The sequence below is a fragment of the Sinorhizobium garamanticum genome (assembly GCF_029892065.1).
Classification (GTDB): domain Bacteria; phylum Pseudomonadota; class Alphaproteobacteria; order Rhizobiales; family Rhizobiaceae; genus Sinorhizobium; species Sinorhizobium garamanticum.
The window spans coordinates 484,692-509,267 of sequence record NZ_CP120375.1 but is presented as its reverse complement, the minus strand read 5'-3'; the positions used below and the strand labels follow the sequence as shown (position 1 = coordinate 509,267).

Genomic DNA, 24,576 nt, shown 5'->3' with positions numbered 1-24,576 from the left:
CTCCGGCTTGTTGTTGTTTCCACCCCAGCACGATCGAAAGCGCCAGGCACGTCCGATTGGGACGTCCAATCCTGACTGTGAGTGGATGGTCGAGCCCAGTAAGCGGCGACACGATCGAAATTCGAACCCATCCCTCCGGAAAAGCTTCCCTGGCAGCACCTTGATTTCGTTATCTTCTGGCGCTGTCTAATAGGAAGCAGCGAGACCGGTAAAGTTGATTGTTTGGATAACGATCATCTACGCTATGGATGTCGCCCATGCGTACGGATGACCGTTGATGAGATGACGTTGATGCTGATGTTGGCGGTCAATCAGTGAAAGTGAAAGGCTCTATAGAGCTTGACCTCAGGACACCGAATAGAAAAGTTCCAGAACCAGGTGCAGACATAGAAGCTCACATCGGCTCACAACGTGCGCTACCGATATTCGAACCACTAACGCTTCCGCCAGACTCGGCTCCCTGCCGCTTACAAGTATTACCGCACCACATGATCTTATCTGTGTTTCGGCATGCAAATTTGGGCTCTGACGCAGAATTGGTGCATTACTTTCATGTCGCACCGATCAGCCGGGCTTGAAGAAGATCGAGCTTTCCGCGTTTGTACATTTGGCGTTTTACCAGCTTGAGCTTGGTGATCTGCCCTTCGGTTTGCCCATTGGACCATGGTGAGACGATCGCCGCCCGGACCGCCTGAATGTCTTTCGCTACGCCGTTGCCAAAGGAGGCGACCAGACTGTCTCGGGCGCGGTCGATCCACGGCATGAGCTGGGTTTCCATTTTGCGCCGAACCATCAGATGGAAGTCGGTAATGATATCGCGAGCCGTTATGAGCAAGGGGACGCCGCTTTCGATCGCGGCGATGGTGCCGGTTTCGGATTTCGTCAGGTTGTCTCTGTTGGTTGTTAAGAGGCGAGCAATCGTCCTGGCGGAGGGAGTGCGGGTCAACGATTCCGCATCCGCCTTGTCGGCCCGCTTCCGCCGTGTGGCCCATTCACTCACGACCCGGCGCGAACCGCGAAAGCCCTGTGTTCTCAAAAGCCGCCATAGCTCAGTGCCGTTCCGCTTGCCGGCACCCCATTGCACGTCGAGCCATTCGAGATACAGTTCCAACGAACTTTCTCGGGACCGAAAGACATCGTTTCGTTGCCCTCTGAGCACCTGGCGGACCAAGCCGCGGCTATGACCGGTGCGGCGCACGATTTCCTTGATCGTCATGCCGTCCTTTGCCAGCGCCATGATGGCCGCGTTGGTCTGTTCCCGTCGGAGATAGCCTTCGTATTGAAGGCGTTCGGCCGCAGTCAGCAGCTTTGGATCGACGCGCGTTGCGCCGAGCGTCTTGCGGATTTGCCGCATCGATTTGCGGACCGCGTCCAGGAATGCACGGCTGGCATTCTCCATCAAATGCCATCGATCAGCGACCTGCACCGCATCAGGCAACGCCCTTGCGGCCGCCAGCCCGTAAGCGCCGCCACGGTCGCGAGCAACGATTTGGATTTGGGGGTTCTGCCGCAGCCAAGCCTCCGCCGTCGCTGGCTCGCGGTCTGGCAGCAGACTGACCGGCCGCCGCCGTTCCAGATCACACACGATCGTGCCGTAGCGATAATTGCGACGCCAGGCCCAATCATCGATGCCAATCACCGAGGGTGGGGCTGATGGCGGAGGCCTTGCCTGCGGATGACGCTTAGCAAGGTGTCGTTGCTGACGGGAAGCATCAGGCGCTGGGCAAACGGGCCGCCGGGCGTCCACCAAGCGCGAGAGCCAAGTGACGGACAACATGCTCGAGGCGTCCGGTTCGTCTGGCGTAAGGCGGCAGTACACCGCCGAACCGCTCGGCGAATATCTGTCTCCCACAAAGCACGGCATCACCCGCGAATCTTCTTGTCTGCACGAGCAGCCTGACGCGTTTCCCAGAGAGGGGAAGGTCCGCGACCTGGCGGCAATAGCGACTTCGAACCGTTCGTGACATGCGTCCGCATGCCGGACACGCCGCGGTAGCGCCGGCTCGGGAAAGCAAGATGCAAGTTTCATCGTCAATGTGGGTGATGCGTTCGGCGATGAAGAAATCAGAAGCGCGACGCGCTGAGTAGGATGGGATCGAAGCTGTTGTAGAATGAACCTAATGCTGCTTCAGAAGACCAGCCACTGTCTCTCCGCGTCGGCGCGCGTCGGCCGCCAGCCAAATCTCGCCAACTTCATAGACGTCACCATAGCTTCGAAACGGCACAATGACATCGATGGCCGCCGACAGCATATCAATCAGCGTGAGGTCTTCTATGGCAGCTCCTTGCGGGCTGCTCTTGACAAGCGAAAAGAGCTTCTTGAAACCTTGGACGGGATCGGCTCCGTGAATAGTGGAGATTGATCCTGGATGGCCAGAAACAACTTCGCTGAGATATGCCCAAGCGGCATCGTCGCGCATCTCGCCGAGCAGTATGCGGTCCGGCCGCATGCGGAGACTAGCTTGTAGAAGCTGTTCCGCGGTTACGCCACCTAAACCTGCCCCATCCTTCGAATAAAGTAGCCTGACATGATTCTCATGCGGAATTGCGAGCTCGAGCGTGTCTTCAATAGTGATCAGCCTTTCCTGCGGCGGAATGGCGTTGATCAAAGTCTTGCTCATCGTCGTCTTGCCGCTACCCGTGTGGCCGCAAAGTAGTATCGTCAGCCGCCCAGTCACGCACGCGTGCAGGAATTCTTCCAAATTGCCGCGGGCGTAGTACTCAAGGATCTGTTCATCCTGTTGACCTTGGCGCTCCTTGCGCAACCGCCATTGATTCCAGCGTGAAGCGTCATAGCGAGATGAAACTTCCTTGAGTTCCGAAACGCGAGAGGATGGGCGCCGGATTGTCAGGCTGACTGTACCTGACGGCACTGCGGGCGGCAAACAAATCTGTAGCCGCTCTCCGTCCGGCAACTCGGTGGCGCAGAGAGGGTTTCGTGGTCCAACATCTTGTTTTCGTAGCGCTCCCGCCAAGATCGCGATATCTTCGAGATCGTCGTAGGTGAGAGGTGAAGGATATTTCGTATACGCGCCAGCCTGGCGGACGAAAGCCTGCCCAGGTCTATTAATCGCGACCTCTTCGGTCCTGGGGTCCTCAAGCCATTTCAAAACAGGTTTGAGGAGGAAACGCAATTGGGTATGTGCCTCCGCTTGCATTCAAGTCTCCAATCTTCATTGTCGTTGGACTGCTTGGGCTAGGGCCGTCGATTGCGCGCTCTCGTTGTCGCATTGGTCGTGCGAAGCTCGTATATATCTGAGAAATCAAGATCCCGAGCCACGAATATTGACACTGCGTCCCCCTGGTTCTTCTTCAGGGTTGGCGGAATGTTGATCGTTGCTTTAAGCGCCGTGTCGGCGGCTTGTGCCCCATTGTTTTGAAAGCTGTTGAGGTTAGGTCCGCCGGAGCTTTCTGTGTATTGACTGGCGGTCTGGAACGCACCTTGGACGACGCTCAAGAGCATTGCCCCTCCGAAACGTTGCCAGAAATGATTGTCCACCGTGCCAGGCATGCCGGAGCGGCCGAGTTCATCAGCGCCCGGTGACACGAGCGACACCACGGCATGATTCGGTGTTTCGGCCCGGTTCCAGATCACAAAGACGCGCGCATCGCCCTGCTGAAGACCCTGCTGAATCTCGCCGATGACGGTTGTTCCGCGATCTAGAAGCACGACGTTGTTCGTCGCCCCACGGACGTCTTGGGGTAGGACGCACTTTACATAGCCAGGCAAACTTGTATCGATCGCTGTTTGTAAAATGCAGGGAATGATCGTTCCTTGCGTAATCATGAAGTCAGGGTGCGGCAAGAGTGTGGCCCGGCTTGGCTCCTGCACACCTGCTTTCATCCGCTTTGATAGGTCATTATCGACTGAAGCTTCGTCCGCGAGCATAGAGGCATACTTTTCCGAGGTGGAATCCTCTTTGTCTTCGCGAGTGTGACCGATGTCCGCGGGTTGCTCACCACTTTCATAGGCAAAAATAGGCGATTGCTCGGCCTGCGGATCAGTTGCTTCCGAGGAGCTCTGTGCCGGCGGAGGAACTGCCGGCTGCTCAGCCGGCGGGGGTGCTGAACGATCAGGAGCATCCTCAATCGGTGCCGGACGAAAGGGCTCGGTGTTGGTGAAAACTGTTGTTTGAGGCGCAGGGGATTCCACTTCTCTCTTTGAGAGTCCGCCAACCCAGATTAGGGATAGTGATGATGCCACAATAACGCTTGCAATCATCAACTTCTGCGGTCCCGAAAGGCGCCGGCGAGTTGGCTCAGAGACCAGGGATCCGGCTGCATCTACGTCGTGCCGGGTTTGTGGATCGGCGTCGTTCATCGACTTGCCCCCTTCAGAACGCGCCACACATCATGTCTCACTGTACCGGTGCCCGGCTTTCGTCCAATGGGATCGTATGCGCTATTCCAAATGCCTAATACTGTACGGCCATCTCTCAGACGCCATTCACGGGCAACTGCAGAAACCTCGACATAGTCTCCTTTGACCGAATAATTGGCGGCGGCTTCCTTGCCGTCCGGATTGATCCTGTAGATGGAGGGAATGCGCACATTACCTGGAAAACGGAATACAGTACTTACTCCGTTATCAAAAACCTCCAACGGCGTGAGCGAACGGTCGCCCTGTGCGACGTAATGGAAATTGTTGGATCCGGGATCGGCGATTCCGGCCGGCTGATCCAATAAATCCTGAGCCCTCTGTTGATACTGCGCTTTCGCTCGGAGCCGATCGACAATCGACAACCTTTCTACTTCCTTTTGCCGAGCAGCTGCTTCGTCGACAGGATAGACGAATTGTACACTGTAATAGAGGTCAGGCTGCTCTTTGTTGAGCCGAGACATGGTCTTGGTGGAGATACTGAAGACATATCGTCGGGTACCTGCCTCGCTCGCGGTCAGCACGACGACAGGCTGCGGCGGGAGGGCTTGGCTTGCCTTGAAAAAGAGATAGTGGCCGCGAGGAAGGGCTGCCAGATCTTTGCTATTAGAAACGGCGACAGCTGTTACGGTCTCGTTGGCACCGAATGTAACAACTAAAGTGGCCCCGACAGCGGTCGACAGGCGGACCACTTGGTCGGGATTGTAGGCCAGATAGCGCATGCGCGGATCTAGTTTGCCGGCTGCAGGGGTGTCTTCCGCATGCGCGCTTATCGCTAAGGAAAGCAAACAGATTATTGTGAAAAAGGTCCTTGTTGTCATGGCTCGCTAAGCCCCTCGTTCGATACCGTGTCTTCCGCGGCCTGGTAGGAGGTAACAGTCAGCCCCCCTGGATTGGACAGTCTCGATTCACCGGACAGGCTTGTCACCTTTTCATAACGGATGGTTGCGGTCCAAGTACTCACGACCGGCCTCTGGCCATCCATGATGAGCGTTCGTTTGTAGCGAATCTGCTGGACGCCCGGCGCAATATCACTTGAGGAGAAGTGCTCGACATCTAGTCTCCCCCCCTCACCGATTGTGACCTGTGGCGACGTCGGATTAGGGTAATTGAAGAATTGCTGATATTCCTGGCGCACAGATGGTGCGCTGAAACTCGATACGAGATCATAGGCGTATTGAGCTGTGTCCGCTGTATAGCCCTCACGCAGACGGACATATTGCCAGAGTGAAGCGTTGATAACGGCCTGCTCTTGCGTTGCGGGCAGTCGCGACACGGATACTTCGCTGTCAACGGTTCCATCCGCTCGTACCCAGAGATACACAGGCACGAGCTTGGCCAGCGGAACCATAGTGGCGATAGTGAAGGCTTGCGCGATATTTCCAAGAACTGCGGCCGCCGCAATGACCACAAGAATCTTGGAAAGACGCCGCGCCGACTTCGCACGTGACGTTTGGAACGCCTCTACTTCCCTGTAGTGCGCGGAAAGCGCTTCTCGCTCCACCAGGAGAGCATGTTCAGCGCCCTTCATTAGGTTCTCCCGCACATTCGAACTGAAGATCCGATGCCGTGGGTTGCCATCGCTCCACATTCAGCTGAAACGCAGCACCCTTGCAGGTCGCCAGTGTATCACTTGTCTTGCAAGCGGCCAAAGCGAGGAATAAAACCAAAGAACAATACTTCATGCAGTCAACCTACTAGTTTCATTATCATTGCGTTTAACGGCGCGCAACTTGGGCCAATTGGCGGTTGAGGCTGCTGGGAGATTTATTTGAGCCTGGCCAATAGGCACCTGCAATATTGCCGGCAATCACCGGAAGCGCGACGATCAGGGCGTCACCAGCTAGAAAGAGCATGTCGAGTTCGTAAAGCCCGATAATCTTGGCTGCCGTCGTGCCCGCATTGTTGATCACCGCGAGCATTATTGCGAGACCCGCTAATTCCGTAGCGATGACTATAGTCGCCACCATGTTCAACAGGAGAAGCAGCAGCCCGTAGGAGAGGAGCTGGCCGACCCATTTGGAAGCCATGTCGCGGGTGTGATCAAAGAGATAGCCTATCAGGATCAGCGGCCCGATCGCTAAGAGTACCTTGGTAAGAATCCCACAGGCGTCATAGATCTCGAACGCTACCCAAAGCGCACCGTAGAAAACCCACTGTGCGCCTTCAAAGGCGAGAATGTCTTGGCTGTTCATTGGTCCGATTTCGGACGCAATCTTCTGAAAGGCGACCTGGCTTAGAGCAAACATTATGTCAAGCTTTTGCGGAATATTAATCAGCGGAATATTGCTGCCGCTGACCTTGTGAACGAAGCCCGGAATTGTATTCTCAAAGAATGAGACTACGTAAACATGATAGTTCGCCTGCCCCAAGACAAGGGAGACAACGATCGACACTTTGATGATCTTCATGATCCCACCACGAGCATCGACTTCGCCGCGCATCACCAGAATGCCCTGGACTATGATCCAAAGCGTGACGCACGCCACCAGAGGCGCATTGACTGCGCTCTGGATCTTTTCGAGCACTGAGTTCAGTGCGAGTGTAAAGGCACTATCGAAGACCGTATGTATAGCCGTAAACGGCGCAGAAATTGAGAATTTCATCGCTCCAACCTGAATTGGGTCGTTCCACCGCAGTTGGGCGGAGTTGAACTCTTATCTGAGCCGCATTGCCCACCGTTCAACTATGGGAATAAGAAGATCTTCGCGGTTTCCTGGCGTTCTCGTCGCTCGGCTGCGGCCTCCTCTGCGGCGTGGAGGCTGGCCTGTGCAGTGGCCATCGTCAGCAGACTCGTAGCCTGGCTGTTCTGGATAATTGCGTCGTGGATCTGTTTGAGAAGCAATCCGTTTGTGACGGTAGCCTGCATAATGTTCCGTGAACGCGACAGCTGACGTAGCGTGTTGCCATTTTCCCGAAGGCGCTTGTCCATCAACTCGAGATTGTCGGCTGCAATACTCGCGGTATTAGCAGCACCGGTGATCTGCTCACGGAGCAACTCTGCATGTGCGTCGCCGCCATCGATTACGCGATCGCGATCCATGGCGATCGAGCGTGCTGTGGCTGAGACTGGTCTCTTACTGTCAAACATCTGCTCGCTTAGGTTATTCGTCGAGGGGTACTTATTCTCTTGGTTGAGCTGGCTCAACAGCCCTGTGACAGCGAAGGTCGACGTGAACATCGCCACCATCGTCATCGTCTGTTCCAGCAGATCCGCTGTCTTGATGAGGCTAAGACCAGAGTTTACATAAGTCAGCCACGTGTTCACGTTTGTTGTGGGGTCGGTGACGACCCACTGCGCACGGGCCGGCGCCTGCATAATAAGGCAAGCGGCAAGCGTCGTTACTGTCAGTTGGGTGAATTTCATGAAACTTCCTCCGTCAATCTTGCACTTCGTTGTAGCGTGCCATGAACTTGTCGATCCACGCATCAGGGGCATTTCCGTATTTGTCACGGAGCTGATCGACAAAACGCACCGTGTTGGCCCGCCCCGACAGTACGGCGACATATTCGCGCATCTCGCCGAGATCGAACTCGCAGATAACGCTTCCGCTCTCGCGCTTAAGCAGAAATTTGCGGCTGCCGATTGCCATCTGCTCGCGGACGGCCTGAAATTCTCCTTCGGTACACTTTAAGCCGCCGATGTAGGCTGATCGGTCCGCTGTCGGTGATGGGTAGAAGATTTTCGTCATGCATTGTGCAACGAGACTTGCTCCCAGGGGCGATTCGAGAACATGCTCAGGCTGCTGTGTTGCGAGTATCAACATGCCGTTATTCTTGCGAACAGTGAGCAAGAACTTGTCAATGACTGCAGCGAATTGGGGGTTTAATAGATAAAACCGAAACTCGTCGCAGCTCATGACAAACCGACGGCCATCTACGACAGCGCCCACGCGATGCAGGAGGTATGCAGCGGCCGGCGCACAAACCTCTTCGTACTCTAAGAGCTGTGTCATGTCGAAGCCGGTAATGGAGGCATCCAGCCTTACTTCATCCGCCTCGCCATCGAAGGCCCAACCGAGCGCGTTTCCTCTGCACCACCGCTCCAGTCGCGCTCCCGCGCCCTCGGATGGGCTGTGTAACAGGAATTCGCGTAGGCCCGCGAGTGAACGCATACTGGGCTCAAATGAAAGCTGCCGGACGATAGCGCGTTCGAGGCGGCGGTTCTCTTCCGGCGAAATAGCTCCGCGTCCGTCGCTCTCGATCAGGGCCGTCACCCACTCGCGCAGAAAGTCCCGGGAGGCCGATGTATCGTCCAGGCCCCGTAGAGGCGCCAGGCCGCTGGGAACGCCTCTGCGTAGCGCCAGATACGTGCCTCCCGTGGCACGTACCAGCAATTCACCACCGCGGTCCTTATCAAAGAAAACAATCGTACCATTGCGTCCAACCATGCTCTGCTCGAGCATCGCAAGGACAAAGGTCATGAGCGTTGTTTTGCCTTTTCCGACGGGTCCGAATATTGCCGTCATACCCACGTCATTCTCGTGAGGGAGGTAATCGAAAGGAGTTCCACCGTTGGTGCGGAAGCGCGCAACCGCATTGCCCCAGTGGCCCGAATCGGTGCCGCTTGGGAAATTCTCTAATGAGACAAGACCCGCGAAATTTCGTGAGGTGATCGCCCCGGGTCGCGTGCGCCACTTGGTGTTTCCCGGAAGTTGCGCCCAATAAGCCGCCTCCATCCCAATACCCTCTTGGACGATAACGGCGCCCGCATCCGTCAATCGCGTGCGGGCGCTTGCGGCGCGGTCGGCAAGGCTATTGAGATCAGCGGCATAGACGCAGAGACTTAAGTGATGCGAGCCCATCACGAATTCGTTGCTTGCCAGCGCGTCCTCTGCCTCGGCCAGTTCATTTATCTGGGTGACGGCCTTGTCACCGGAACTCGTCATTTGATTGGACTTGAGGCTGAGTTTGGCATGGGCCTGTGCACGCGTGAGGAACGAGAAACTCTGGCTCAACACAAGCGGGAAATTCGCGGACAATAGCGGATTGAGCATGCCTGGCCGCGTCTTTGCCGGATATTCTCGAAATGAAAACATTGAGCCGACGTAGCTATCTCCGGGGGTTCGAATCTCTAGTGCCCGCTTGCCGCAGATTACTCGGTCGGTATAAATAGAAGCGCCTAGTGAGCCGCTTACCACTGGAACCGGGGTAACGCGGCAGGTCATTATCAGTCGGAGCGCCTCCGCGATTTCTGAGAAAATGACGCCATCTTTCTCGCGGATACCGAGTCGGCGGAGACCATAGGCATCGAGGGCGGCACCAGTGATGTGCCACAGATCTTCCAGGTTCCGCGTTTGATTTGCTAAATCGTTCTCGTTTCTATTGTTGCGCTTGATGAACCGGCCCGCGAGTTTGCCGACCGCAGTGCGGGGAAACACCACCAAGGTGAGGAAATGATCGTTGCGAAAGAGTTTTCCGGACAGCACGCGCCGCTCATAAGCTTCGCTCAGACTGCCGGCAAACGCGCTATGGAAGTGCCGTGCCGGGGGCGACGGCACATCGTTATGTCGGACCAGATGAGCACATATTGATACATTATCATCGGCAATGTTGCGCAAGAGCGCATTAAACGCTCGGCAGCGTGCGTTGCGGGTGGCAACGTCTTCAAGTTCAAAGGGCAAACCTTTGACATGTGCCATGGCCATGATTGAGCCGTCTTCGAGAAGTACAATCTGGTCACTTAGGTGACCGATGTATGGTAGATAGATCTCACCAGACCTCTCGGTCCTGCCACTTGTGCCGAGCATTAAACCATTCCTCTTCCTCGTCCCGGCACTTTGATCGGGTTTGGGCTGACGCTTGCCCCGCCCCAGATCGGCGCATCCACGCTTCTGCCAGCGGTCTGCAGATAAAGTAGCGCTACACTCGCGGCGTTATAGTCGCGCTCAACAACAACCCGCGATCCGAACCACAGCGGCACCAGAATAATTTCGTAAAGAGGGTTCTGAACGATGACGATGATTAGGCCGGCTAACATCATGAGCAATCCGGCCAAGCTCAGCGGCACGCCTAGGAATAATGCAGGGCGTGTCGCCGCCACGTAGAGAATACTCTCTTCCAGTCGGTCGCTCATCAGCCCCCCCCTATGAGGGCTTTACCAAGGAAGCTGGCCCCGAACATGATGACGATCCCCCCGATGACACCGGCAACGAGGCCGAGTGAAGCACGACCGAACATCCACGATATGCCGATGGCGACGATGCCGAGAACAGCCAGAGACTGTCCGAAGGGACCAAGGATGAATGCGCAGATATTATTCACCATTGTGGCAGGGTCGGTCCCCCCTGTAACTTGCGCGATCGCTGGCCCGGAGCAGACAACGCTCCAGGCCGCCGCCCCGCCAGCAGCGGGCGCAAAGTCAACCGCCATGCGCAACATGGCGTGCAGGAGAGAAAAGGGATTAAAACGCGCACGATTTCTGTTAGATGACGCCATTACTGTGCTGTACCTCCATTCAATCGAATACAAATGGTTTCTTTTTCGAGGGTTCACGGTCTCCAGACCTCTGGAGTGCTGGAAGGCTGATGAAATCGCCTGCCGAACGGTCTCGCTCATACGAACCCCAGACATCCCATGTTTCTTCCGAGATCGGCTTTTCATCAGTCCCTTCCGGTTGTTCGACCAGCGGTGGCACGATCTCTCGAGCGGCCGACTCAACCTTCTGCACATAACCGTTCGCAAACCCGCGCGTCAGGTCACCCGTGTTGTAGGCCGAGATTGCCTGGCGAAGTGCCAATTGCTTTGCCGCGGTAGTGTCGCCGCCGGCATAGCGGCTTTCAAGCAAATGCGCCGCAGCCACAAGTGACATGCAGGGCTGAAATGCCTTTTCTATCGTGAGATTAAGGAAGGAAAAGTTTTTACTGTTGATCTGCATAAGCCCAACGTCGATTGAATGTTGTGCTTCGAGGCGGGCTTTGACGCTCTGGTGCGCTTGCGTTTGATCATTCCAGTGAAGACTCTCGCCGGTGGTATTGTCATGTGCCGCAAGCGGATCAAAGCCGCTTTCAACCTTGGCAATTGAGGCAAGCGTAGACGGATCCACCCGCGGAGCGCATTCGCGAGCGAGGCGCTCGAACTCACGGAAGGAGAGTGGCGCGGCCTCGCTTGATACGCAAGTCGAGGTCAAAACGGCGACCGCCAAGGGCCAAGCTGCATTCAACATTTCCTATCGCCTCAAAGTCGCGAGCTGCCGAAAGAATCGGCGTCATTTGTCACTCGCGTTTATTAAGGCGGTCTGTTACTCTAGGATGTTCCAGTTCCACGTTTTTGGTTTCATCTGAAACAAATGGCGTGTCCACCGTGTCAGCGAGCACAAGGCGATACGATGCACGGTTGTCGGCCTGATGCGCTCTTTCGCGGCTTGAGCAAATCCACGTTGTGCAAAACGATGGGTCGAAAGGGGCTTCTGTCTAAAATCCTCCAAAGAGTAGAGCAGACAGCACCGATCCAGGTCGGCGCCGCGAAGGCGCGCCGACCTGCCGAGCAACGCATATCGCATCGAGAAGAACCCGCGAATGCATGGTCTGGCGGTTCATATTAGCCATTGGTTCGACGTTCAGCTGAGTATAAGCAAGCATTTCTAGCTCGCGCAAAAATATCCGTGATGCGCGCGAGCTGCGCTCGCATCTCGTCCGTCACGCAGCTGACGTTGCGCTTCTTGAACTGGTAACGGGTCTCGGACGCATGGAGATCGACCATGACATAGGGAGCAGGCTCAGAGAACGCACCATGGAGTGCGGCGCTTCCAAAGAGCCCCGCTTGCCAGTCGTCGACCAGCGCGGGCGCGAACCTGTCGCCGAGATCAAAGCAAGTCCAGAAGCGCGGCCACCGCCGCGTGGGGACGCTTGCTTGCCTCGTAGACATAATTCGCACCCGGATGCCATGTCGGCAGGCATTGCGCTGATCCGTGCGGGCCACAGGATAGCCCGCCGCCACTAGGTCGATTGGGTCGAATAGGCATTCGGCCAGCAAATAAGGGCCTGTGTTGCTTTGCGGTTGACGGGAGGGTGGATCGCGGCGCTCGAGACGCTGTTCAGGGCGCGCACGCTCCCCCGCCTGAAGAGATCGTGCTGGATCTGGACGCACGGACGATCCCCTGCACGGCAACGATCTTGCGATAGCGCGAGGGCTGCGGCTCAATTCCGGCCGGCTGAGCGTGACTTGCCAGCTACGGCCGCGCATGTCATCTGACGGCGCGCCTCCAGCTTGCTGGGCAGCACCGCCATCGTCGGGTCATGGCACAACTCGTCGTGGTTGTTGATATTCTCTTAGCACGAGCGAGCGCGAAGATGCGCTGGTCTACAAGCGTTTGCACCTCATGCTCGATCAGATCTGGATTGCGGGCATCCACGAAGCTTTATGGAGCTTTCCATGTTAGACCAGCAGCCTCAATCTTATGGCAACGATATTGACTTCATGACATCGTCTGCGGAATTTTGCTTTGCGGGCTGAGCTTGTGCGCCGCGCGAGAACCACCCGCTTCAAGGTGGCAGCGGGTGGTCACGGGTCGACAAAGCTGAGGCCGACGCCCGTAAGGGATGTTACTGGCTGGCGTTCGCCTTCCAGTTTCCGCCTGCCACGGGACGACAAATCGATTTCGGAAACCGAGCAGGCCCAGGCTTTTCCGGTGAAGATGGGTGAAAAGGCCTCTCAGAACGGCCGATCGAATCCGGCGTTGTGCGCGATGACGAGATCGGCAGGCTCGACGATCAAGCGCAATTGCTGGAGATCGATCATATGCCGGCCACCATTTCGTCGGTGATGCCGGTCAGGCGGGTGATTTCCGGCGGGATTGAAATGCTCGGTTGGCGCAATCCGCCATAGACGCGGATGACTTCGCCGATGCTGCCGGCTTGATCGAATGTGAAGGCGATCGCGCCGATCTCGATGAGCTCGTCCTTGCGATGATGGAGGCGTCTCGGTCGAGGATCACGCCCTCCAAGGAAAATCCCAGTCGCGCCGCCGCGGCCACAGAACGACGCTCAAGCTTTTTCAGGATGCGATAGCGGCCGGTCTCCTGGACTATCGGAGCTCGCTCAACCCACTCCTAGAATGGCGCTTCTTCGCCCGAAGAACCATCCGGCTTCGCAATGGCTGCCTCGTCCGCAACAAAGAGATCGACTGCCGCGTAATTCGGCTATTCCGGCTCATTCTGAACAACGACTCTTTCATGACTGCATCGCCCCACCAAAGTCGCTACAAGGCATCCGCTTGAACATATCAGGATAAATCATGGAAACCGTCGAAATCAGCAGCCGGAGCGACTTCGCCCTGTGGACGATACAGCGCGCGCAAGAAATCGTGACCGCAGAAGGGCGCAGCTCTTGCGATGGCCGCTCGTGACATGAACGAGGAAGTGCTGGCGGCGACCGCCGCCGCCCTCGGCAGGGCCATCAGTGACGCCATGCTCGAAGTTTTCGATAGCCTGATGGATGGATAAAGCTCACTAGGGCACAGACTTTCAGAGGCACTCCCCCTCGAGGCAGGCCGGCCGAAAATGATTTTGTTTCGAGCATCTCCGCAAGCGGCATAAGGCACAGTCGCCAGCGGATCCCTTGTAACGCGACTGGGGAGCGATATGAGCCGTCCGCTGCTGCAAACCCAGCCTCTATTGGTGCGGAGACCAAGACAATTCCGGAAGAGCTGCGGCTTCACATCGCCGCTGCAACAGGCGGAGCTGTGACCGATCTTACCGGCGGCCTTCACATCAGGACCGCCGGTGTGCTCGTCGGCGGGATAGGAGTTGGTTCGGGCACGGCGACGCAAAGCTTGGCGTGATGCTTGTTCAGGCACGCGCTCTTATTGGGATTCCGATTGCTGGGGTCAATTCTGAGCTGGGCCTGCGCATAGATCTCTTGGCGCTCGTTCATCAGTTGTTTTAGGGTTCCTTTTGGATCCTGGGCGGTACGCGCCTTTGCTTCAGCGCTGGCAAGGGACAAGAATCGCGCACCACGCATCCGCAGCTGGCCAAGGGTGACTCCGCTTGCATCGACAATGACAATGCATTGCGGCTGCCGCAATTCTTGCATCGTTCTCGGGCATCAACGATCGAGACGCAACTCAGCGAAGGCAACACCCTCAAGGACGCTATCAAGAGCGCCGGCATATCAGAGCAAACCTACTATCATTGGAAAGGTGCTGCGAAGCCTGTCGAGCTAAAGGACACTAAGAGCACCAAGCCCCTGCCGGACGGCGATGAGCTGGCAGATCTTGTCCAGCTCGAAGAGGAAAACCAGAGGCTCCGCAAGCTACTGGCGGAGAAGCTGCGAGCGGAAAATGCCGAACTGCGCAAGAGGCTCGGTCTCGACTAAACAGGACCGGGAATGCGCGGGGCGACGTTCTTCGGCGTCCTCCGTGTTACGCCAGAAGGCTTATATTTGCTCCCCAATGGCATCGTCGCGGCAAACGAAGCCCTTGCTGTTCTCCGCTCGTGCCGAAAGGCGCGCCAACTGCGAGGTTAACGAGCAGTTGAAGCGCGCGAGGAAGGTCTGTATTGGTGCGCCCGCAGGAATGCAGCGGCGCCAAGTGGCGTTGAATTTTTCACGGACTGCTTGGGATCGAAAGTAGATGAAGACGCCACAACGGAGATTCGTTGTTGAATTCAAGTCGGGGCGACGACAGCCAAAAGCCCGGACGAAGTCAATCTGGGGAGACACGGATCTCAAGGCTTTGGCCCGCGAAGTGGAAGATGCGGCCTCGCATCTGTTCAATTCAAATGAAGCACCTGGAACGCCTGGCTCCGGTGAAACCAGGCCGGCTGATCCGATCCATGCAGAGTCTGTCAACGAACGCGCCGACGATGTCGACGTTGCGCGAGCAGCGATACCATTTGCGAACGGCGCAGAGGTCGAAATCTCGAAGCCGCATGAGGCCGATCATCCGGCCGAAGCCGTTGTGCAAGTACAGAAGAGCCAATCGGCATCGCAGCCTCGAACGACAGCAACCGGGACTCCTCGAAAGCGTGCCAAACGCGCCCCCGCTCAGGCGATGGTGCACAACTCGAAGGTTGGGCACGAGGATCGAAATGCGCAGACCGGGACTGTCGACAATCCGGTCTCCCTCGACGGGCTTGCCGCTCTGGATGCAGACAACAAGCGCCTCAAGAGGTTGCTGGCTGAACAGCTTCGTGCACAGAACCTTCGGCTCAAAAAGATGCTTGAACGATTTGATGCCGAGTAGCGAGGTCGGACCACGGGCGTCGATGCAAAGAAACTCGCTGAGCAGCGAGTTCCGCGGATAGCCCCGGGCTGCACTGTCTCGATGTCACCTGGCGGGTTTTCGCGCGTTGCACTAGGGGTCGGGTCTGATAACCCGATATTTCTAAGTCAGGCGGAACGTCGAGTTTGGCAGTTGGAGTGCAGAGGCAATGCGCCTGAGCCTGGCGGGGTCGAAATCTGCGCCCAGTTCAATCCTGGTAATTTCGGCGCCAGTGAGACCGCAGGTCAAGGAGAGGTCCTCGACGCTGTATCCCCTTGCCTCGCGACATTGCTTGACAGCGAAACCTATATCGACGCGGTCTCTGCACGTGGCAACGTCCAGCTTGCTCATAGGATTTGTCATGAACTGACTCCTATCAATAATGCGCCAGGAGCGCGCGCTTGTTTCTGAGAGAGAGCCTGCAGCCATCGATATGTCGGCCTGACAGGATCATTGATGTTGCACTGCAATATAGGTCCCAAAAGTTGCCTCATGATCATGATCGGTATTGATCCAGATCGAGATGAAGGATCCTGCATCCATAGAAAGCTGAACGAATCGCGGGCGACGATGCCGGGCATCAGCGCCTCTGTCGTCAAAAGAGCTGTTCTGCTTGACCCCAGCCATGGCACTCAACGTCCCGCGGAGCGCTCTCTGCTTCTGAAGGAAGCGATTAGGTCCGCTCGGGCTTGATCGGAGGGTTGGCTGATGGACGTCGTGGTTGCTTCGCTCAGCTGCTGCCGCCCCATGGCGAGGCTTTGCGGATTATCAGTCCTCTGCCTCTTCGCCGGTCTCAACAGCGCTGTGTAATGTTCATTGTTGATGATGACATCACCGCTGTTCACGAGGTGGCTCCTGTCAAGTGTACTCGTCAGCTCGTCCTGGGCCTCGCGCGTCTTGCCCAAGTGCCGTTCAAACGGCGCTGGCGCGACTTGTCGGGCTTGCTGCTCTTGCAAGACGGCGTATTGCACCTGCGACCCAGCTGCTCCAAAAGCTTCCGCGGGGATTGCGGCAAGCTCGTGCGGCAAGCGCTCCTCTCTCAGTCGGTTTTGCAGCGCCTGCCGATCGGCGACGAGGTAGTTGAGGTGCAGCGGCCGCTGCTGGTCTGGCCGCTCTTCGGTCGCCAATCGATAAACCAGCTCGCGCGTGCCGTCCACCACGAAGACGCCGCAATCAACACCGTTGTTCTGCTGGGCCATGGCGGGTGTCACCAGGGTGGTCGCGTCCAGTCTTGTTGCGAGCTCCCGTGCAAGCGCGTCGTTGGATCCCTGTCCATTGTGCTGGATGGAATCGTAGTGATAGGCGACCGCTCTTTCCGGGTCGCGGCGATCAACGAGCAGCAGCGACCAATGGTTGATGCGTTGAGGATCCGGCGCCGGATCCATAGGATCGGCACTGTTCACTGGCAGGAACACGAAGTCGGCTGGGGCGTCGTTTTGATGATAGATGGACAGCAACCTAGCTTGCACGTCCACGTCGTGACGGCGCAGTTGATGGGCGACCATCGCATCCACCAGCCGCGTTCGGGTGGCGAGCGCTGGATGGGCCTCCTGCAGGTCCTGCTCCAGCAACCGGTAATCCCTGTGGATATGGGCGTCGCTCAGCAGTTCGGCGGCGCCGAGCACCGCCCCCTCGGGGAGGTTGGACGAGCCTGACGGAAAAGCTCCGATCTGAGCATCGGAGGAGGTGGTCAGATCGACCAACGGAACACCGCGATAGGTGTCTGACAGCCTGGCGGTCGCTGGCGAGGCGGGTTCTGGTGCCCTTAATTTGCCCGCCTCATGATACACACGGAGGACGTCCAACGCCCACTTCATGCTATCGTTTTTCGGAAAGAAAGCATTGACGTGATCGACCAGGGATCGGTGATTCTTTAGATCAATCGCTTGGCCACGAGCGCCGAGATCATTCACCAATCGGCAAAGTGCACTCCTGTATGTACCGACCGTGCTCGCGCTATAGTCTCGCTGGGCCGCAACGTGAGTGATCGCCTGATCAATAAGGCCCCGGTGTTCGCCGGACAGATGGGGATAGGGGGCTGAATAGGGCGCTGGCCGCCCGGCAGTAGCTGAATAGCCCGGGCGCTCATGATACGCACGGAGGACGTTCAACGCCTGCTTCATGCTGCCATCGTCTTTCGGAAAGAAAGCCTTGACGTGATCGACCAGGGATTGGTGATTTGTTAGATCAATCGCTTGGCCATGAGCGCCGAGATCATTCGCCAATCGGCGAAGTGCATAAATGTATTTCTGGGCCGTGAGCGCGCTATAGCCTCGCTGAGCCGCAACGTAAGTGATCGCCTGATCAATAAGGCCCCGGTGTTCGCCGGACAGATGGGGATAGCGGGCAGTACTCGTCAGCTCGTCTTGGGTCTCGCGCGTCTTGCCCAAGTGCCGTTCAAACGGCGCTGGCGCGACTTGTCGGGCTTGCTGCTCTTGCAAGACGGCGTATTGCACCTGCGACCCAGCTGCTCCAAAAGCTTCTACGGGGATTGCGGCAAGCTCGTGCGGCAAGCGCTCCTCTCTCAGTCGGTTTTGCAGCGCCTGCCGATCGGCGACGAGGTAGTTGAGGTGCAGCGGCCGTTGCTGGTCTGGCCGCTCTTCGGTCGCCAATCGATAAACCAGCTCGCGCGTGCCGTCCACCACGAAGACGCCGCAATCAACACCGTTGTTCTGCTGGGCCATGGCGGGTGTCACCAGGGTGGTCGCGTCCAGTCTTGTTGCGAGCTCTCGTGCAAGCGCGTCGTTGGATCCCTGTCCATTGTGCTGGATGGAATCGTAGTGATAGGCGACCGCTCTTTCCGGGTCGCGGCGATCAACGAGCAGCAGCGACCAATGGTTGATGCGTTGAGGATCCGGCGCCGGATCCATAGGATCGGCACTGTTCACTGGCAGGAACACGAAGTCGGCTGGGGCGTCGTTTTGATGATAGATGGACAGCAACCTAGCTTGCACGTCCACGTCGTGACGGCGCAGTTGATGGGCGACCATCGCATCCACCAGCCGCGTTCGGGCGGCGAGCGCTGGACGGGCCTCCTGCAGGTCCTGCTCCAGCAACCGGTAATCCCTGTGGATATGGGCGTCGCTCAGCAGTTCGGCGGCGCCGAGCACCGCCCCCTCGGGGAGGTTGGACGAGCCTGACGGAAAAGCTCCGATCTGAGCATCGGAGGAGGTGGTCAGATCGACCAACGGAACACCGCGATAGGTGTCTGACAGCCTGGCGGTCGCTGGCGAGGCGGGTTCTGGTGCCCTTAATTTGCCCGCCTCATGATACACACGGAGGACGTCCAACGCCAACTTCATGGTATCGTTTTTCGGAAAGAAAGCATTGACGTGATCGACCAGGGATTGGTGATTTGTTAGATCAATCGCTTGGCCACGAGCGCCGAGATCATTCACCAATCGGCGAAGTGCATTCGTGTATGCCCCGACCGTGTTCTCGCTATAGTGTTTCTGAGCCGCAACGTGAGTGATCGCCTGATCAATAAGGCCCCGGTGTTCGCCGGACAGATGGGGATAGCGGGCTGAATAGCCCGGGCGCTCATGATACGCACGGAGGACGTCCAACGCCTTCTTCATATCCCTGTTTTTCGGAAACAAAGCATTGACGTGATCGGCCAGGGATTGGTGATTTTTTAGATCAATCGCTTGGCCACGAGCGCCGAGATCATTCGCCAATCGGTAAAGTGCATTCGTGAATGCCCCGACCGTGTTGGCCTTATAGTGTTTCTGAGCCGCAACGCGAGTGATCGCCTGATCAATAAGGCCCCGGTGTTCGCCGGACAGATGGGGATAGAGGGCTGAATAGCCCGTGCGCTCATGATACGCACGAAGGACGTTCAACGCCCTCTTCATGCCAGCGTTTTTCGGAAAGGAAGCATTGACGTGATCGACCAGGGATCGGTGATTTTTTAGATCAATCGCTTGGCCACGAGCGCCGAGATCATTTGCCAATCGGCGAAGTGCATTCTTGTTTTTACGGACCGTGAGCTCGCTATGGTCTCGCTGGGCCGCAACGTAAGTGATCGCCTGATCAATAAGGCCCCGGTGTTCGCCGGACAGATGGGGATAGCGGGCATCATGGGCGCCACTCGCGACAGGAGCCGGATCGGCTCGGCGCGCCTCGGCCACGTCAAGCGCATCCGGCGAGGGCCGGATCTGCTGTTCGCTGGCAGCTAACACTGGCGGGGCGGCGGCCTGAACTGCGGCGTGCCCGGAGCCGGCCGCTGCGAAAGCGTCCGCCACGATGCTGTTGAGGTCGTCCGGTCCAGCGGGCATCCCTGGGTCGCTGAAAAAAGACGAGGCGGGTCGATCGTCCTGCCGCTCCTGAAGCACCTCGCGGAACCCCTGCTCCAGTCGCAGAAGCTCCTCCGGTTTGGTTGGCGGCTCGTCGGCACGATCATCGAACAGCGGCCGGAACGCCTCGGGAATGGCGTCTGACCTGGGGGACGGGGCAGCCCGGCGCCCGCGCTCCTGAGGGCCGCCCGCGGAAACGGCCTCCGCATCGCGAACCCGTTGCAACGCGGAGATGAGCTTGCGGTCGGCCGGAAACAAACTTTTGGCGAATTCGATCCGCGAATCGTGATCCAGCCCAGAGATCGTCTGGCCCCGACGCTCGAGCTCCCCGCCGTCATGGGATGAACGTTCAGCTGTAGGTGTCCGTTTGATATCGCGATCCACTGGCCGACTCCGAAGTCATGTCAACTGACCTATAAGGCTAGCATCGAAGCTTGGTCTGCTAAACCGATATAGCGTTACGTTTGTAGTCCTGCAGAGCCTTCTCCAGCTCTGCTTGGAACTTAATCTAAGCCCAAGGACGACTTGCCAACATCTTCCACACGATCAACACCCTCGCCATTGAGGCCATCGAAAGCGGACGCGAGCAGATTACCAACGAAGCCATCGAGAAATGGGAGCCGGAGTTTGATGCCGAGGCCGCCTCGCATGACGCGGAAACATCCTCGCGGCAATCGCCGGTAACGCTGGCTCCGCACACCGACGAATTCCTGTCGTCTCTGAATCAGCCGGCATGCCGAGTACTATGCAGTCCCGCCCGAATCTCGGACCTGTCGAATGAACCGATGGCGCGCCGGATATTCAGCCTCTCGGAAGGCTTAATCGGTGAGATCATCACCGTCACCAAGGCCGCCGTCGCGGCCATCCGATCCGGGACCGAACGCATTACCACGGCCGGTGTCGACGACCTGCGCCACGTGCCGATCTCGCGCCGGCGCAACGCGGCTCTGCGCGAAAGCCTTCTATGACGGCGATCAACGCTCACGCGCCGATCATCAGCTTTCGCGAACGTTATCGCGATGTCGCTTCTGACCGGTGGCCGGTCATCGTTGGAGCACGATTGCCAAGGGCACGAAGCGCGCCTTGGCAGACCGTCGCTTGGTCGGTTCCTTGCGGTAGAGCGCCTTGCCCTAATTCTGCGTCTCCTCGCGCTCCACCGCGAGGTCGATAGCAACGGCGTCATTCAACTCCTGGACACTGCTGTCTTCCCGCAAGTTCCGTGGAACGATGATCCGCGTTCAGATCCTCGCCGTTGTCGACGGCGTCGGCTTCGAACAGCAGCGGAAACGCGAGCATCAGTCAGCGAGCCAAAAACAGCGGCATAGGCGGCTTCTCAAGTATCCATCTCCTGACGCCCCCGAAGAGCCGCTCATGCAGCCGGCGGTGGCTATAAGCGCCCATGACAATCATGTCGGCGGACGCGTCGATTGCGTACCGAGTGAGCACTGAGGCGACCGATTGGCCGCCGCTCTGCAGCCGGTCGACCACCACCTGAACACCGTGTAAAGCGAGATAATCACCGATGTCGGCGCCCGGCTCGGCGCCGTTTCCGTTGTGGGTCGTCTCGGGATCGACTAGTGTGACACGAACTTCCTTTGCGCCGGACAGAAGGTCCAGCGCTTCCCTAACCGCTCGGGACGCCTCGACTTGCGAATCCCAGCCGACCAGCACGCGCCGTGGCGACAGAGTTGCACCGGCGCCCTTCGGCACAACAAGCACTGGCTTTCCCGATTTGAACAGGCTGCCGTTGATAACAAGGGGTCCGAGAATATTGTCGTCAAGAAGTGAGGGGCCGATGATTGTTAGGTCCGCGCAGAGCGCCCGCTTTCGCACAACCTCATCGACGCTGGCCAGGTCGCAATAAGCGCTGTCGACGTCACAGGAAAGCCCCATCGCTCCCAGCAGTGTCTCGAGTTCCTCGGAGCGCCTCTCCAGTCTAACCATGTCCTGCGAAATTGCCTCGATTTCGCGGCAGTGTTTTTCCAACCTGACCGTGTCCACTGCGTGTACTTCAGTCCGCTGGGGGGCAGTTACGCTGGTGCCACCGCCGAACGCCGGACGCGTGGCAAATCCGATGATCAGTACAGAAAGACGCGCTCCAATCTCGGCACACAACGTGGCAGCTGTAATAACGTCCTGATCGGAGTGGTAAGTTTCCGTCACACTGAGCACAGTTTTAAAAGCCATCTGACCGCTTCTTTCTATGTAACGTCGCATCTGTAAGCGCGTTTTAAGCCCGCAAGACTTGCCCTCAGCACGAGGAGATGCGCTGTAGGACGAGGCCGTTTTCATCCTTCTTTCTGAGCCGGCTGATCCGAACGTCCACGGTGCGTGGTCGGACATGGATGTTGTTCCGCCGCGCCGATCAGCTCAGCCCCGCTGAAGACTTGACCGTGTTTTCTCAACCGGGCGAGTAGCGGGTTGAAGCTCGATAGGTCCGAGGTACTCTCGCGGAGCCCGGTGAGCATCGAGCTTCATCTTAAGGCCGCCACAGCGTAGGGAGGGGCCGTCTTCCACCCGCCCGTGCCAGCGCCAACTTCGACCGCAGATAGTCGAGCAGCTTCTCGGTCCAGTTGACTGGGACGGCCTTGGCGTGGGCTCGCAGTGCGCGCGACTGCAGGTTGCGGAGCTTTCTCTGAAGCCTCTCATGGTCTGACATGATCTCCTCCGTCGAAAAATCGGTGTCATCACGCCAGCGCTACATGCGGGTAGGCTTCGATTACTGCGACCGCATTTATCCACCAGTTTCGTCCCTGCCCTGGCGAGTTTGCGAACCGTCGCAAAACCAAATCGGTGGACGTCGCGCAGGGTCTTCGACAGAACGACCAACCCCCCTGTCGTGAGAAGCACACGTCCGAAGCCCTCGGGGCTCATCATTATGATGGGCGATGCCACCAGGCCGGAGCGCTCCTGGATCGCAAGTCCCACACAGCGGTAAAAAATTTGTAGCCTCCACAGCACTTCCTGATCGGGATCGCCAATGATCAAGACATCACGGCGCCACTCCTTGTTGACAATGAACTCGGCGAGCAGCTCATCATCCACATTGCTTTCCCACAAACCGTAGGAGTCCTGAGCGCGGATCAGCTGAATGAGGCCTTTAAGGAAAGAGGTAGCAAGAGCCGCCTTGTCGTCGACAGCGGGGATAATGAGGTTATTGTGTGGTGTTCTCATTTCGCAGTCCTCATCGTCAAAGGGGATTCTTGTCGGCGGGCATGCCAGCGGTAGCAGCTTGTGTGCGATCGCCAGGTGCAAGGCGCTGGCTTTTCTTATCGGTGTCGGTCTGGCTACGAAACGGATCAAGTGCCCGGGGTGACGGCGCGAGGGGATCGGACTGGAAGATGTTGGCGACTTCGAAGATCAAGTCGCGCGTTCCCTGATAAAGGATTGTGAGCTTGTGCTGACTGCCGAGCCGGTCGAACACAGGGAAACCGACACGCATCATGGGAATGCCTAGACGCGCTGCCGCTTGCCGGCCGTGCGAATGTGTGACGAGAAGATCAGCGCCGGCGCCAAGACTTTCCAGATCGCCGAGATCGCCCACCTGAATCGCTTCCGCAGGGACCTTCTCGAGGATTTTCGAGGTACCGGTCGTCGTGACCACCGCGCTGATCTCGGCACCCATGCCGGTGAAGAAGGTGGCGAGCTGGTAGAGCTGGTCCGGCTCGGATGCGATCGCGATCTTCTTGCCACCGAAATGGAAGTGACCATCCAGCAGGGCGTCCTGCAGCTGTGCGCGGCGACGGCGGACTTTCGTTGGCGCGGGCGCACCGGAAATCGCGGAAAGTAGCGAGACAAACCGATCGACTGCGTTCAAACCGGTCAGCGACTGGAATAGCACGTAAGGCACTCCGGTTAGCGTCTGCAGCATCTCCGCAGGACGGCGCATATGTTCCCCGATCGCGATGCACTGCGCCGCCGTGCCAAGCTCGCGGATTCCCTCGACGCTGGTGCCGCCATAGGTAGTGGGCACCCAGCGGTCATCGGGCACCGTACCGTCGAGCGAGCCGGAGACGTCCGGCAGGATCACCGGCATGAGCCCGAAGCTTTCTACCATCTCGCGCAAATGCTCGATGTCAGCTACAGTGAGATTCCAACCTGGCAGGATCGCGACCTTCCTCGACTGCCGGGCTCGCTCACCGGTTTGCGTGATCGCTTCTATCATCGCGGTGACAGCCTTGGCCCAGCCCTCCTCGATTGCGCCGTCGAAATCCGGCGTTTTGGTCAGCACGACGTCGGTACCTGCAAGTTCTTCCGCGTGCTCCAGCTTGATTTTGGCGAGATCGCCTACGAAATCTTCGCCACGGGTTTCCGCCAGCGCCGTCGTGCATATACCGATCAGCTTTGGCTTTGCGCGGGTTTTGAGATTGAGGATTGCCTGTTCGAGATGGTCCGCCCCGCCGAGGATCGTGGCCACTTCGTCCATTGCCGTCGTTTGCAGGGGGATGGCTTCCTTGAAATGCCGTACGAAAAGCACCAGTGCGAAGCTGGTGCAGCCTTGGCTGCCATGAAAGAGGGGTACCGCACCATCGACCCCAAGAAAGGCGAAAGCGGCCCCAAGCGGCTGCGACGACTTCAGCGGGTTGATCGCCGCCGATTTGCTCTGGGGAAGGATGCGGACCATCAGCCTTCCTCGGGTTGACGACCTTCATGACCTGTTTGCTGGGCTCCTTGTCGGCGGTCGTCGATTTCTTGGCCGACATG

At 57.8% G+C, this 24,576-nt stretch carries 17 protein-coding genes and 7 pseudogenes; 4 read left to right on the top strand and 20 right to left on the bottom strand.

The annotated features are described in order from the left end of the window. Positions 1–550: 550 nt before the first annotated feature. The 13 genes and pseudogenes from PZN02_RS31580 to PZN02_RS31520 form a co-directional block, all read right to left on the bottom strand. A pseudogene (locus tag PZN02_RS31580) lies at positions 551–2,096 on the bottom strand (ISL3 family transposase). Between the two features lie 21 nt (positions 2,097–2,117). After that, positions 2,118–3,158 (bottom strand): P-type DNA transfer ATPase VirB11, encoded by a 1,041-nt coding sequence (gene virB11, locus PZN02_RS31575; protein WP_280663472.1) that lies wholly within the window; start codon positions 3,156–3,158, stop codon positions 2,118–2,120. Between the two features lie 38 nt (positions 3,159–3,196). Then, positions 3,197–4,321, bottom strand: a complete 1,125-nt coding sequence (gene virB10, locus PZN02_RS31570) for a type IV secretion system protein VirB10 (protein WP_280663471.1) — start codon at positions 4,319–4,321, stop codon at positions 3,197–3,199. Then, the gene (locus PZN02_RS31565; protein WP_280663470.1) at positions 4,318–5,199 is read right to left on the bottom strand and encodes a P-type conjugative transfer protein VirB9; all 882 of its coding nucleotides are present in this window, start codon (positions 5,197–5,199) and stop codon (positions 4,318–4,320) included. The genes virB10 and PZN02_RS31565 overlap by 4 nt, the downstream gene beginning before the upstream one ends. Continuing rightward, complete coding sequence (locus tag PZN02_RS31560) at positions 5,196–5,909, bottom strand: type IV secretion system protein VirB8 (RefSeq protein WP_280663469.1); 714 nt, start codon at positions 5,907–5,909, stop codon at positions 5,196–5,198. The genes PZN02_RS31565 and PZN02_RS31560 overlap by 4 nt, the downstream gene beginning before the upstream one ends. Next, on the bottom strand, positions 5,896–6,063 hold the full coding sequence (locus PZN02_RS31555; RefSeq protein ID WP_194732549.1) for a type IV secretion system lipoprotein VirB7: 168 nt from the start codon (positions 6,061–6,063) through the stop codon (positions 5,896–5,898). The genes PZN02_RS31560 and PZN02_RS31555 overlap by 14 nt, the downstream gene beginning before the upstream one ends. Before the next feature lie 33 nt (positions 6,064–6,096). Beyond that, the gene (locus tag PZN02_RS31550; RefSeq protein WP_280663468.1) at positions 6,097–6,984 is read right to left on the bottom strand and encodes a type IV secretion system protein; all 888 of its coding nucleotides are present in this window, start codon (positions 6,982–6,984) and stop codon (positions 6,097–6,099) included. Positions 6,985–7,064: 80 nt separating this feature from the next. Next, positions 7,065–7,745 (bottom strand): pilin minor subunit VirB5, encoded by a 681-nt coding sequence (gene virB5, locus PZN02_RS31545; RefSeq protein ID WP_280663467.1) that lies wholly within the window; start codon positions 7,743–7,745, stop codon positions 7,065–7,067. Positions 7,746–7,758: 13 nt separating this feature from the next. Next, the gene (gene virB4 / locus PZN02_RS31540; protein ID WP_280663466.1) at positions 7,759–10,128 is read right to left on the bottom strand and encodes a type IV secretion/conjugal transfer ATPase VirB4; all 2,370 of its coding nucleotides are present in this window, start codon (positions 10,126–10,128) and stop codon (positions 7,759–7,761) included. After that, positions 10,128–10,454, bottom strand: coding sequence for a type IV secretion system protein VirB3 (locus PZN02_RS31535; RefSeq protein WP_280663465.1), 327 nt, complete (start codon positions 10,452–10,454; stop codon positions 10,128–10,130). Before PZN02_RS31535 ends, virB4 begins: the two co-directional genes overlap by 1 nt. Beyond that, a complete protein-coding gene (gene virB2, locus PZN02_RS31530; RefSeq protein ID WP_280663464.1) occupies positions 10,454–10,816 on the bottom strand; it encodes a pilin major subunit VirB2 in 363 nt (120 codons plus the stop codon). The genes PZN02_RS31535 and virB2 overlap by 1 nt, the downstream gene beginning before the upstream one ends. 19 nt (positions 10,817–10,835) lie before the next feature. Further along, positions 10,836–11,543: a type IV secretion system lytic transglycosylase VirB1 gene (locus PZN02_RS31525; RefSeq protein WP_280663463.1), complete on the bottom strand. Its 708-nt coding sequence runs from the start codon at positions 11,541–11,543 to the stop codon at positions 10,836–10,838. Between the two features lie 1,412 nt (positions 11,544–12,955). Further along, positions 12,956–13,406: pseudogene (locus tag PZN02_RS31520) on the bottom strand (exonuclease domain-containing protein); the annotation flags it as partial. Between the two features lie 206 nt (positions 13,407–13,612). On the opposite strand from PZN02_RS31520, the pseudogene PZN02_RS31515 reads away from it, so the two are divergent. Then, a pseudogene (locus PZN02_RS31515) lies at positions 13,613–13,820 on the top strand (hypothetical protein). A 262-nt stretch (positions 13,821–14,082) separates the two neighbouring features. On the opposite strand, the gene PZN02_RS31510 reads toward PZN02_RS31515, so the two are convergent. Next, positions 14,083–14,409 carry a heme-binding protein gene (locus tag PZN02_RS31510; protein WP_280663462.1) on the bottom strand — a complete coding sequence of 109 codons (327 nt, stop codon included), beginning with the start codon at positions 14,407–14,409 and terminating at the stop codon, positions 14,083–14,085. Between the two features lie 18 nt (positions 14,410–14,427). Here PZN02_RS31510 and PZN02_RS31505 point away from each other — a divergent pair. Together PZN02_RS31505 and PZN02_RS31500 are read left to right on the top strand one after the other, a co-directional pair. Beyond that, positions 14,428–14,691 (top strand): annotated as a pseudogene (locus tag PZN02_RS31505) (transposase); the annotation flags it as partial. A 256-nt stretch (positions 14,692–14,947) separates the two neighbouring features. Next, on the top strand, positions 14,948–15,559 hold the full coding sequence (locus PZN02_RS31500) for a hypothetical protein (RefSeq protein WP_280663461.1): 612 nt from the start codon (positions 14,948–14,950) through the stop codon (positions 15,557–15,559). Between the two features lie 141 nt (positions 15,560–15,700). On the opposite strand, the gene PZN02_RS31495 is transcribed toward PZN02_RS31500, so the two are convergent. After that, entirely contained in the window at positions 15,701–15,940 is a 240-nt protein-coding gene (locus PZN02_RS31495) for a helix-turn-helix domain-containing protein (RefSeq protein ID WP_280663460.1), read from the bottom strand. Positions 15,941–16,209: 269 nt separating this feature from the next. Then, positions 16,210–20,019: pseudogene (locus PZN02_RS31490) on the bottom strand (Ulp1 family isopeptidase); the annotation flags it as partial. A 608-nt stretch (positions 20,020–20,627) separates the two neighbouring features. Here PZN02_RS31490 and PZN02_RS31485 point away from each other — a divergent pair. Then, positions 20,628–20,840, top strand: a pseudogene (locus PZN02_RS31485) (TniB family NTP-binding protein); the annotation flags it as partial. A 331-nt stretch (positions 20,841–21,171) separates the two neighbouring features. Here PZN02_RS31485 and PZN02_RS31480 read toward each other — a convergent pair. The 4 genes and pseudogenes from PZN02_RS31480 to nifN all read right to left on the bottom strand — a co-directional run bounded on the left by PZN02_RS31480 (position 21,172) and on the right by nifN (position 24,496). Further along, on the bottom strand, positions 21,172–22,059 hold the full coding sequence (locus PZN02_RS31480; protein ID WP_280663459.1) for a universal stress protein: 888 nt from the start codon (positions 22,057–22,059) through the stop codon (positions 21,172–21,174). A gap of 292 nt (positions 22,060–22,351) precedes the next feature. Then, positions 22,352–22,531, bottom strand: coding sequence for a hypothetical protein (locus PZN02_RS31475; protein ID WP_280663458.1), 180 nt, complete (start codon positions 22,529–22,531; stop codon positions 22,352–22,354). 28 nt (positions 22,532–22,559) lie between these two features. Then, positions 22,560–23,046 (bottom strand): annotated as a pseudogene (locus tag PZN02_RS31470) (NifX-associated nitrogen fixation protein). A 16-nt stretch (positions 23,047–23,062) separates the two neighbouring features. Further along, complete coding sequence (gene nifN / locus PZN02_RS31465) at positions 23,063–24,496, bottom strand: nitrogenase iron-molybdenum cofactor biosynthesis protein NifN (protein ID WP_280663457.1); 1,434 nt, start codon at positions 24,494–24,496, stop codon at positions 23,063–23,065. Positions 24,497–24,576 lie beyond the last annotated feature (80 nt).